The sequence below is a fragment of the Streptomyces sp. NPDC059909 genome (assembly GCF_042730885.1).
GTDB lineage: Bacteria > Actinomycetota > Actinomycetes > Streptomycetales > Streptomycetaceae > Streptomyces.
Map to the genome: position 1 here is coordinate 28,452 of NZ_JBHWKX010000068.1, position 11,792 is coordinate 40,243.

Consider the following 11,792-nt stretch of genomic DNA (forward strand, 5'->3'; position numbering starts at 1 on the left):
CGGGGTCCTTGGCGGGCTGGGTTGGTCGGCGTCCCAGCAGCCGTAGTACCTGGCAGGCTACTACGCTCATTGACTTTGTTCACAGAGATGGCTGTAGCGTCGCTGTGCAGGAAGTGTGGAGGGTGGGAGATATGCAGAGCTTCGCGCCTGGAATGGTGCTGCGTGACCGCTATGAGCTCCGGACCGTGCTCGGGCGAGGCGTGATGGGACAGGTGTGGCGGGGGCGGGACCTGTATCTTGAGCGGCCCGTGGCAGTGAAGACCATTGCGGCGGAACTGCTGGCCGTACCCCAAAGTCGCGAGGAAGCGCTGGCCCGGTTCAGGAGGGAGGCTCAGGCCGCTGCTCGCCTTGACCATCCCAATGTCACCACGGTGTACGACGCGTCGATCACCGATGAGATCTGCTGTCTGGTGATGCAGCTCGTCGACGGCACGACGCTGGAGTACCTCTTCGACCAGCAGGAGGACGGACGCTTCGACGTCCCTTCTGCCACCTCCGTCGCCGCCCAGCTGTGCGCCGGGCTGTCCGCCGCCCACGCCGCCGGTCTCGTGCACCGTGACCTCAAGACGCAGAACGTCATGATCCGGCGCGACGGCGTCGTCAAGATCCTCGACTTCGGCCTGGTCAAGTCGCTGACCGACGCGGACCCCCGCCTGACCATGACCGGGGAGGGGATCGGCAACATCCTCTGCGCCTCGCCGGAACTGCTCGCGGGTCACGGCCGGCTCGACGGCCGCAGCGATCTCTACGCCGTGGGTTGCCTCCTGCACCATATGCTCGCTGGTGCCCCGCCCTTCTCCACCGATCAGCCCGCGCTCCTGGCCTCCGAGCACCTGACCGCGACCCCGCCCCTGATCGAGAGTGCTGGAGTGGACGTTCCAGGCTCTCTGCAGCAGCTGGTGACGGCCCTGCTCGCCAAGCGCCCGGACGACCGGCCCTCCTCCGCCACCGAGGTCTACGCCGCTCTCGCCCCCTTCCTTCCCGAATCGGACCCCGCGCAGGCCACCCGTCGGGGCGTTCCCGAGGATCCCCGCCGACCCTTCCTGGTCCCGCAGGGTCCGCGGCCGCTGTGATCGGTGAGAGGATGACATTGTCGATCGAGTACACCGCAGTGCTCCGGTCGTAGGGGTGTGGCGGGCGCCACCGGCGCCGGGGACTGGGGACGGGCGCAATGCGGCGAAGCCTGGGGCGGTACGAGCTCACGCGTGAGCTGGGCCGAGGCGGCATGGGTGTCGTCTGGGAGGCATACGACCCCGGCCACGGGCGCCACGTCGCGGTCAAGCTCATCGCACCACGGGGCTACGGCTCCGAGCTCACGGAGCGCCGTTTCCTCCGCGAGGCCCGCCTGACCAGCCGGCTCAGCCACCCGGGCATACCGGCCGTGTACGACCACGGCAGTCATGAAGGCGAGCTGTACCTCGTCATGGAGCTCGTCCCGGGCCGCGGCCTGGACGCAACCCTGGACGACGAGGGCACGCTGCCCGTCGACCGCGCCGCCGGCATCGCCCGGAGCGTCGCCGACGTCCTGGCCTACGCGCACGGTCAGGGCGTCGTGCACCGTGACCTCAAGCCGTCCAACCTGATGATCACTCCGTCCGGCGAGGTGAAGGTCCTCGACTTCGGTGTTGCCGCGGCTCTGGAGCCCCGTCCTGGCGAGACCCGGTTCACCGCCGCCAATGCCACACCCGGCACCGTCATCTACATGGCGCCTGAACAGGCTGTTGGCAGAACCGTGCCGGCCAGCGATCTCTACTCGCTCGGCTGCGTCCTCTACGAACTCCTTGCCGGAAGGCCGCCGTTCACCGAGGGCAGCCAGTTCATGCTGTACCACCAGCACGCGAACGAACCCGTGCCGCCGCTCGCCGGCCACCGCCACGGAATCCCTGCCGGCCTGCGGAAACTGGTGGAGGGGCTGCTGGAGAAGAATCCGGAGGACCGGCCCGGCTCGGCTGTGGAGGTGCGCGCGCTGCTCTCCGCATGGGTGCCCGACACGGCTGCGACAACGCTCACACACCCGAGGCTGGCCGAGATCGCCGCTCTGCGCCTGTCCGGCCGCCCCGCCCGCGCGCTGGAGGAATACGCGGAGCTCATGGCCGCCCCCGGCCTCGGGCACGTGGACTTCCTCGCCGCCCGAGTGGGGGCCGCCCTGTGTACGGGTGCACTCGGCCGCACCCGCGAGGCCCTCGACGAGCTGAAGTCGGTCCTTGCCGAGCAGCGCAGCCTCCTCGGCCCGGAGGACCCCGCCGTCCTGGACACGCGCTACGAAATCGCCGTGCTGCTGGTCCGCCTGGGAGAACGTCATGCTGCCGCGGAATTGCTGCGCCGCCTGGCCGAGGACGAGGCCAGGGACATGCCCGTTGGCGACCCCCGCCGCGGCCGTTCGCACGGCCTGTTGAAGCGGCTCGACCGCATGGCCTGACGCGACGACAAGTCCGCCTAGATATCGAGCTTGTAATCTATGTTCACAGTCTGATGGGTGATAACCTGCGGTCGCGTTGTTCGGGTGGGAGACAGGGCACACATGTCTACGAACGGCGCCAGGACGGACCGAGGGGATCAGCGCCCATGACACCGGCAGCCCAGCGCGAGACGGAACGGAAAGAGACGGAGGAGTTTCCGGAAGAGGGCAAACTCGTCGAAGTGCGCGGCCAGTCCTGGGTCGTGGCTCGCGTCGAGCCGTCACCGCCCGACGGCGAGCAGGGGGAAGGGGAGGGGGAACGTGGAGCGCGGCGTTCAGCCACGCTCGTTCACCTCCAGTCCGTCGCCGACGGCCGCTTCGGGGACACCCTCTCCGTCATCTGGGAGGTCGAGCCCGGCCGCCGAGTGCTGCCCGCCGGCTCCCTCCCCGACGCCTCCACCGGGACGTACGACTCCCCGAACCGCCTCGCGGCCTTCCTCGACGCCATCCGCTGGTCCGCCGTCGCCTCCGCCGACGCCAAGACGCTCCAGGCACCGTTCCGTTCCGGCGTCGCCGTCGAGCCGTACCAGCTGGAGCCGGTCTCCCGCGCCGTCGGCGCCCCGCGCGTCAACCTCCTCCTCGCCGACGACGTCGGCCTCGGCAAGACCGTCGAAGCGGGCCTCGTCGTGCAGGAACTGCTGCTGCGCGGCCGTGCACGCCGGGCCATGGTGGTCTGCCCGGCGGGTCTGACTCTCAAGTGGCGCGACGAGATGGCCGAGAAGTTCGGCCTGGAGTTCACCATTGTCGACTCCGAGCACTGCGCCAGGCTGCGCCGCACCCACGGCACCGCCGCCAACCCCTTCCGGGTGCACCCGCTCACGATCGTCTCCCTGCCCTGGCTGCGCGGCCAGAAGGCCCAGCGCCTCCTGGACGAGGTCATCGGCGCCCCGGAAGAGAGCGGCAAGGGCGAGCACAAGCGCTTCTTCGACCTGCTCGTCCTCGACGAGGCCCACCACGTCGCCCCTGCCGCGCCCAAGCAGGTGTACGCGGTCGACTCCCAGCAGACCAAGCTGATCCGGCGCCTCGTCCCGCACTTCGAGCACCGCCTCTTCCTCTCCGCCACCCCGCACAACGGCTACCCCGAGTCCTACACCGCGCTGCTCGAACTCATCGACGACCAACGCTTCGCACGCGGCGTCGACCCCGACAAGGAAGCGCTGAAGGACACGGTCGTACGCCGCCTGAAGTCGACCGTCACCAACGCAGACGGCTCGCCCCGCTTCCGCACGCGCAAGACCCTCGAACTCTCTGTCGACTACACGCCGCAGGAACGCGAGATCCACGAGCTGCTGGGATCCTTCGCCGAGCTGCGCCGCAAGAAGCTCACACCGCAGGCCCGCGGCGGGCGTCGCGCCGCCGACCTGGTGACCCTGCTGCTGAAGAAGCGCCTCTTCTCCTCCCCGGCCGCCTTCCTCCACACCGTCCAGGTCTACCTCTCCCACCTGGACGACACCGGCCCCGCGCGCAGCCGCTCGGCCGCCGCTGACGTCCCCGAATGGCTGGAGGAGTTCGCCGACCTCGTGGCCGACCTCGACGACTCCGGCCTCGTCGACGCCGAGGACGACGCCCTGACGCGCTCCACCTCGCTCACCCCCGCCGAGGACGGCCGGGAACTCGACCTTCTCCAGCACATGGAACGCTGGGCCCTCACCCACGAGTCCGCACCCGACTCCAAGGCCGACGCCCTGATCAACGCACTCAAGGCCGTCTGCCGCCTCGACGGAAAGACGTGGACCAACGAGCGGGTCGTAATCTTCACTGAGTACCGCGACACGCAGGAGTGGCTGTTCGACCTCCTCCAGCAGGAGGAACTCACCGACGGCGGCCGCGTCGAGCGCCTGCACGGCGGCCTGAGCACGGAGGAGCGGGAACGCATCCGCCTCGGCTTCCAGGCCGATCCGTCCCGGCCCGAGGGCAAGGTCCGCATCCTCCTCGCCACCGACGCGGCCGGCGAGGGCATCGACCTCCAGAACCACTGCCATCGCCTCATCAACTACGACATACCCTTCAACCCCAACAAGCTCGAGCAGCGAATAGGCCGCATCGACCGTTGGGGTCAGAAGAAGGACCCGGAGATAACCCACTTCATAGGCTCCGGATGGCAGCAGGCACAGGCCGGCTCCTACGAGGCCGACCTGGAGTTCCTCTCCCGCGTCGCCAAGAAGGTCGCGCGCATGGAGCACGACCTCGGCTCTGTGAACGCCGTCCTCGCCGACGCGGTGCAGCGCCGTATGACCGGCGACACAGCGCCCGTCGACATCGAGAACGCCAAGCCCAGGCCGATCAAGGGCCGTCGCACCGGCGGCGAGGTCGCTCCCGAGCAGAACGTCACGGCCCAGACGAAGAAGCTCGCCGACCAGTACGAGGAGACCGTTTCGGCCCTCGGCCTCACCCCGGCCAACGTCAAGCGCGTCGTCGACACCGCCCTCGCCCTCGACCACCAGCCCCCGCTCCTGCCCGCGTACGACCAGGACTTCGAGCCCGGCGACCTGTTCGACGTACAGCCGCTCTCCGGCAGCTGGGAGCGAGCCACCCGCGGCCTCGCCCACAAGCTGCGCGACGGCGAGCAGCGCCCCCTGACCTTCTCGCCGGCCGTCGCCGCGCACGGCGGCGACGACGTGGTGCTCGCCCACCTCAAGCACCCGCTCGTCGCCCTCTCGACGCGGCTGCTCACCGCCGCCGTCTGGAACGCCGACTCGGTCGGCCTCAGCCGCGTCACCGCCGTCGTCTCCGACGACCCGGCCGTCACCACCACCCTTGTCTCCGCCTACGCGCGGTACGTCCTCGTCGGCACCGACGGCACCCGCCTGCACGAGGAAGTCCTCCACGCGGGCGGCTGGTTCGGCGACACCGGACGCTTCCGCCGCTGGGAGTCCGTGGGCGACCAGGGCAGGGTCCTCTCCCGCGCACTCACCGCGGGCGCCGAGGCCGCTCCGCACCTGCGCCAGGAGCTGACCGGGGCCTGGCCGAAGCTCAGGGACCCCCTCTACAAGTCCCTGGAGGCGCGCGCCTCCGAACTCGGCCGCCAACTGGAAGGCCGGCTCGCCGACCGCAGGGCCGAGGAGGAGCGCCGCATCACTGCCACACTCGACCGCTTCGAGGCCACTCTGCGAGCCAAACTCAAGGAGGAGGGCGACGGCGACGGCGAACAGCTCGCGCTGCTGTCCACGCACGAGCTGACCGGCCACGAACGCCGCCAGTTCGAGGACGACCGCCGTCGCTGGCAGGACCGGCTCGACGGCCTGCCCGCCGAGCGCGACCGCGAACTCGCCGCCATCGCCGCCCGCTACCGCGAGCCCCGCTCCCACCTCTTCCCCGCCGCAGTCGTCTTCGTCATCCCCGCCAAGGAGGCCCGCCGATGAGCCGCCCTCGCCGCACCACGAACCGTGGTCTCGCCGCTGCAAAGGCCCAGGCCGCCGACGGCCGCACACAGCACCAGGAGTGGCTCGATCTCACCGAGGTCTCCGGCCCCTTCCTCACCATGCCCGTCCTGCTGCGGGCCTGGCCCCAGCTCGACGCCCTGGAGAAGGACGAGCGCGCCCGGCTGCGCGCCCGCCACGCCGACTGGCAGACCGACACCACCGCTGGCCGTGACGAATGGGTGGCCTACATCCTGTCCCGCCTCCTCGGCTGGAACGACGCCCTGACACTCCGTGTGGGCGAGTCCGAGCACCACGGCCTGGACCGCCTCACCCTGCGCGTCCCCGAGCACAACACCGACGTACGCCCCGACTTCGCCCTCGTCGACCCGGGCACCGATCTGGCAGCCGAGCCCAGCACCGAGGCCGCCGCCAAGCGGGTCCGGCTGCTCGGCATGACGGTCCCGGCCGGCACCGCGCCCACCACCCGAGCGGGCGGTGGCGGCGACTGGGCCGCAGCCCCCGCCGATCGCCTCGCCCGCCTCCTGCGCCACCACGGCGTCCCCGTAGGCCTCGTCACCGACGGCCGCTGGTGGTGCCTCGTCTGGGCGCCGATCGGCGGGGTGACCTCCACGGCAGTCTTCGACTCTATCGGCTGGAACGAGGCCGCCGAACGCAACGTCGTCCGCGCCTTCGTCTCCCTGCTGCGCCGCCGCCGCTTCTTCGAGTACGCGGAACCCGAGACCCTTGTCGGCCTGCTCAAGGCCAGCCTCGCCGCGGGTGAGGACGTCACCGAGGCGCTCGGTGTCCAGGTCCGGCAGGCCGTGGAACTCCTCGTCGACGCCATCGGCCGGGCCGACGTCCGCGCTGTCGAGCACGGTGCGTTGGGATTGCATGCGTCGGGCGTCACCGCCAACGAGGTCTACCGAGGTGCGGTAGCCGTGATGATGCGCATCGTCTTCCTCCTGTTCGCGGAAGAACGCGGCCTGCTCCCCGCCGACAACGAGGTGTACGCGCGCTCGTACTCGGCCCGCTTTCTGCGCGACGAGCTCAAGGCGCGGGCGGACGAGGAGGGCGAGACGTCGCTGGAGCACACGACGTCGGCGTGGCACCGGCTGATCGCGCTGTTCCACGCCGTCTATGGGGGAGTGGACCACCCGGGCTCCGGCTTCCGCCTGCCCGCGTACGACGGCTCGATCTTCGACCCCGACACGTACCCCTGGCTGGAGCGCACCACCCCTCTCCTCCCGATCGATGACCGTACGGTGCTCCACATGCTCCAGGCCGTCCAGGAGGTCCGCGTCGGCAAGGGCAAGGACCGCGAGGTCCGCACCCTCACTTTCCGCGCTCTGGACGTCGAGCAGATCGGCTACGTCTACGAGGGTCTGCTGTCATTCGACGGGCGTCGTGCAACTGAGCACATGGTGGGCCTCATCGGGCCGGAGGGCCTGGAGCACGAGGTGCCGCTTCGGGAACTGGAGTCCCTGGCGGCGAAGTCGGGTGGGTCGGTCAAGGCCCTGGCGAAGGCCATCCACGAGAAGTGGAAGGACCCGAAGCCGCCGGCGACGGCGGGCCAGCTGGAGAAGAAGCTCGCCCCGCTCGGCGCCGAGGACGCGCACGAGGCGCAGCGCCGCATCAACGCCGTGACCAAGGACCCGGACCTGAGGGCCCGACTCCTGCCGTTCATCGGCATCCTCCGCGCCGACCTGCGGGACCTGCCGATGGTCATCCCGAACGGCGCCCTGTACGTGACCGAGTCCTCGTTGCGCAGGAACACGGGCACGCACTACACGCCCCGCTTCCTCGCGGAGGAGGTCGTCCTGCACGCGCTGGAGCCGCTGGTGTACGAGCCGGGCCCACTCCAGACGGCGGACACGGGGGAGTGGCGTCTGAAGCCCTCCGAGCAGATCCTCGACTTGAAGGTCGCGGACATCGCGGTGGGCTCGGCGGCGTTCCTCGTCGCGGCCTGCCGCTACCTGGGCGACCGACTGATCGAGGCGTGGGAGTCCGAGGGGCGCACGGACGCGATGGTGTACCGGGCGGGGCGCGGGGTGGACGCGGCGACGGCCGCCGACGCGGAACAGGACCCGGTCGTGGTGGAGGCCCGTCGCCAGATCATCGAGCACTGCCTGTACGGGGTGGACATCAACCCGATGGCCGTGGAGATGGCCAAGCTCTCGCTGTGGCTGGTCTCCATGGACCCGAAGCGACCATTCACGTTCCTGGACGACCGTCTGGTGGTGGGGGACTCACTGCTCGGTGTGCACAGCATGGAGCAGATACAGGCCGTACATCTGAAGCCGAGGCAGCAGTCGGACATTCTTGCCGAGCAGGCCCGGGAGCTGGTGGACCAGCTGACGTGCGAGCGTCTGGCCATCACCGCGATCAAGGGCGTTGACCTGCTCGCTCTCCGCACCAAGCGGGAGCGGCTGGCCGAGGTCAACCGGCACTCGGAGCGCTTGCGGCTGGTAGGCGACCTGATTACGGGAGCGGCACTGGCAACATGCGCATCAGGACGCGTGGAGTGGTATGCGCAGAACGGCGGCGAGCGCGTCCGGGACCTGTTCCCGCAGGCGGCCTGGATCGTCCAGCGCATTATGGCCGACGGCGTTGAGGATGACGCGGAGGTGGTGCGCGAGGCACTGGCCACGGCGGAGAAGTGGCTGGCGGCGGAACTTCCGGAGGGGGCGCTGGAGCGGCGGGCGCTGCACTGGCCGCTGGCGTTCCCGGAGGTGTTCTCGCTGCGGGGTGGCTTCGATGCGATTGTGGGGAACCCGCCGTTCCTGGGAGGCCAGAAGCTCACCGGCGCGTTGGGGGAGTCGTACCGGGAGTACGTCGTTGACCATCTGGCGGCGGGGCGCCGGGGGAGCGCGGACCTGGTCGCGTATTTCGAGCTGAGGGTGCACGACCTGCTGAACGGTGGCGGACAGTCGGGCCTCATCGCCACGAACACGCTGGCCCAGGGCGACACACGCGAGGTGGGGCTCGACCAGCTTGCCTCGGCGGGCGTAGAGATCCGCCGGGCGGTCAAGAGCGCGCCGTGGCCGTCGGCGTCGGCCGTACTGGAGTACTGCGCGGTGTGGACGAGCAAGGCCCTGGTGGCGGGCGAGGCCGACCGGGTGCTGGGCGGTGTCGCGGTGCCCATCGGGATCTCCACCGGGCTGAACCCGGCGACGCGGGTGACATCATGGGCGGAGCCGTTGGCGGGGAACGCGGGGGTGTCGTACCAGGGCTCAATCGTTCTCGGTCTCGGTTTTACGTTGCCCGAGGAAACGGCGCAGGAGTGGATCGCGGAGGATGAGCGGTATCGGGAGGTGCTGTTCCCATACCTCAATGGGCAGGACATCAACACGCATCCGGAGCATGGCACGGATCGGTGGGTCATCAACTTCCATGACTGGCCAGAGGAGAGGGCGGAGCTGTTTCCTCGGGCTTACGAGCAGGTTCAGAGGGAGGTCAAGCCTGAGCGGGACGAGAACAACCGCAAGGTTTATCGGGACTACTGGTGGCAGTTCGCTGAGAAGCGCCCAGCGATGGTAAAGGCGTTGTCGGACTTGGACCACTGCATCGCCATCACGCTCGTCAGCAAGGTCGTGATGCCCGTCATGGTGTCCAATGGACAGGTGTACTCGAACGTGCTCGGCATCTTCGCCTCCGACGATCACGCCCTCCTCGCCACCCTCAGTAGCGCCCCCCATTACTGGTGGGCCCTCGACCGCGCCTCCACGATGAAGGGCGACCTCCGCTACACCCCTACCGACGTCTTCGAAACCCTCGTTCGCCCGCCCCTCACCGACGCCCTCCGCACCGTCGGCACCACCCTCCACACCCATCGCCGCGACCTCATGCTCGCCCGCAACATCGGCCTCACGGCCACCTACAACCTCGTCCACGACGTCGCCTGTCAGGACCCCGACATCATCGAACTCCGCCGTATCCACAAGGAGATCGACTGCGCCACCATCGAGGCGTACGGCTGGCACGACCTTCTGGACGAAACCGGCGCGACACTCCCAGCCGACCCCACCCACCAGTCCGTCCCGCTGGACCACGGCTTCCACGACACCGACCAGGGTCCCCGCTACACCATCGGACTCCTGGCACGTACCGAGATCATCGACCGCCTCCGTCAGCTCAACCACCAGACGTACGCGGACGAGGTCCACCTCGGCCTGCACAAGAAGCCGACGAGGGACGCCGACATGCCTCCGCCCTCCGCCGAGGCGATGCGCAAGCGCGACGGGAAGCTGGCCGCGCGAGGTGAGTCGGATTTCGGTGAGGGTGTTGAGGGCGCCCTCTTCTGAGCCGTCAGCATGACAACGGGCTCGTTCGCGTCACCCCAAGTGATGCGAACGAGCCGGTTCCGCTCGAGCCCTTTGGCCTCCTACCCGGCCGCGAGGGCCACGAACGCCGCCCACTTGTCCCGGCCGACCCGCAGCACCAGCCCATCACCTACGGCCTTCGAGTCCCGCACGTGCACGGCGTCCAGGCCAGCGGCCACCTCCACGCAGTCGCCGCCGTCCGATCCGCTGTAGCTGCTCTTGAACCAGCGGAGCCCGTCCACGTCGTCAGCCGCTTGCTCCACGCTCATGTCTCTCCCACCATCCGTTCGATGAGCCGCGCAGACTCCTCGACGTTCAGGGCCTGCGATCGCAGCTTGCCATAGCGCAACCCGAAGGCGCTGACCTCGGGGGCATCTTGGACGACGCACCCGACCCCCTGGGACTCGAAGTAGCCGAGGCGCCGGTGCTCCTTCGACTCCACGACCACGAAGGGGTCGTTCTTGCCCGGATGGAACCCACGTCCGGCAGGCATGACCTGAACCTCGACGTTCCTCAAGGCGCCCACCTCCAGCAGGCGCTGCCACTGGCCACGCATGACCTCCGGGCCACCCACCGGATCGCGGAGCGCTTCCTCGCTCACGATGAACGACAGCTCCGCCAGCGGCACCCGCGTCAGTAGCTTCTGCCGACTCAACCTGGCCTCCGTGTGCTGGTCCACGATCTCCTCGCTCAGCGGCGGGCAGTGCCCCGCGAAGACCGCCCGCGCGTACGCCTCCGTCTGCAACAACCCCGGCACGAGCAGCGGATCGTACGAGCAGCGGCTCACTACCTCCGCCTCGATGAGCGCGAAGTTGCGGAAGAACTGCGGCAGCTTCGCGCGGTCCACATCGTCCTGGAGGACCTCCAGTACTCCCCGCGCCTCCAGCACCCGGTCCGCCGCCACCGTGAACGCCGCCTTCGCCGGCCGCCGGCCCTGCTCGACCGAGGCGACCTGCTCCAGCGAGTAGCCGATGGCTTCTCCGAGCGCCTGCTGGTTCAGCCCGGCCTGCTTGCGTAGATGCTGGAGGAGCCTGCCGTACGCCGACCACACCCCCGGCAGGTCGCTCTCCTCCCTCGTCTTCGCCCTGCGACTGTTCCGCGTGTCCCGCACCGCCCTCACGCCCTTCTGTCCCCGAGTGCACCCCGCCCACCCACACCCCGCCACGCCCGACAACTCCCAGGCGCCGGGGCAAGGTTCAACGCAGGCCGCAATTCGCGGGACACGGTCCCGCACCCGTACAACGCCCGTACAGAACCCGTACACCCCCCCAGAGCACTGCCCGCTCGCCCCGTACGAAGGGCACCAAGTACGGTCATCACGCCTGGTCAGCGGCGCACCGGCCCACCCACGATGACACCGTGACCCAACACCAGACCACCGATGAACCCGACACCCACTCCCGCCAGTTGGGCATCCGGCTCAGCAGCACCCGACGTGGCGCCCGGCTGGCGCGCCAACTCGCCGTCCAGCAGTTCGCCGAGTGGACCGGCCTCCCGCACGACTCCGACCTCGCGCAGGCCGTCGCCCTCGTCACGGCCGAGCTGGCGTCCAACGCGAGTGCGCCATGAGGCGCTCTGTTGTATCCCCGGTCCAGCCGGGAGGAACTGAAGGGAGGTTCCTGGGTCTGATGGCTTACCTGGATCCGAAAGGTG

7 protein-coding genes are annotated in these 11,792 nt (G+C 69.5%); 5 read left to right on the forward strand and 2 right to left on the reverse strand.

From position 1 onward, the window contains the following. Positions 1-131: 131 nt before the first annotated feature. From ACFV9O_RS32085 to ACFV9O_RS32100, 4 genes are all read left to right on the forward strand, one after another. Positions 132-1,073: a serine/threonine-protein kinase gene (locus tag ACFV9O_RS32085; protein ID WP_385424025.1), complete on the forward strand. Its 942-nt coding sequence runs from the start codon at positions 132-134 to the stop codon at positions 1,071-1,073. 98 nt (positions 1,074-1,171) lie between these two features. Further along, entirely contained in the window at positions 1,172-2,419 is a 1,248-nt protein-coding gene (locus tag ACFV9O_RS32090; protein WP_385424028.1) for a protein kinase, read from the forward strand. A gap of 146 nt (positions 2,420-2,565) precedes the next feature. Beyond that, positions 2,566-5,820, forward strand: a complete 3,255-nt coding sequence (gene drmD / locus ACFV9O_RS32095; RefSeq protein WP_385424031.1) for a DISARM system SNF2-like helicase DrmD — start codon at positions 2,566-2,568, stop codon at positions 5,818-5,820. Continuing rightward, positions 5,817-10,121 carry an Eco57I restriction-modification methylase domain-containing protein gene (locus ACFV9O_RS32100; protein ID WP_385424034.1) on the forward strand — a complete coding sequence of 1,435 codons (4,305 nt, stop codon included), beginning with the start codon at positions 5,817-5,819 and terminating at the stop codon, positions 10,119-10,121. The genes drmD and ACFV9O_RS32100 overlap by 4 nt, the downstream gene beginning before the upstream one ends. An 80-nt stretch (positions 10,122-10,201) precedes the next feature. Here the strand turns inward: ACFV9O_RS32100 and ACFV9O_RS32105 are convergent, their stop codons facing one another. Together ACFV9O_RS32105 and ACFV9O_RS32110 are read right to left on the reverse strand one after the other, a co-directional pair. Further along, positions 10,202-10,408 (reverse strand): DUF397 domain-containing protein, encoded by a 207-nt coding sequence (locus tag ACFV9O_RS32105; RefSeq protein WP_385424037.1) that lies wholly within the window; start codon positions 10,406-10,408, stop codon positions 10,202-10,204. Further along, a complete protein-coding gene (locus tag ACFV9O_RS32110; RefSeq protein ID WP_385424039.1) occupies positions 10,405-11,250 on the reverse strand; it encodes a helix-turn-helix domain-containing protein in 846 nt (281 codons plus the stop codon). Before ACFV9O_RS32110 ends, ACFV9O_RS32105 begins: the two co-directional genes overlap by 4 nt. 248 nt (positions 11,251-11,498) lie before the next feature. On the opposite strand from ACFV9O_RS32110, the gene ACFV9O_RS32115 reads away from it, so the two are divergent. Next, positions 11,499-11,708, forward strand: a complete 210-nt coding sequence (locus tag ACFV9O_RS32115; RefSeq protein WP_385424041.1) for a hypothetical protein — start codon at positions 11,499-11,501, stop codon at positions 11,706-11,708. Positions 11,709-11,792: the final 84 nt, after the last annotated feature.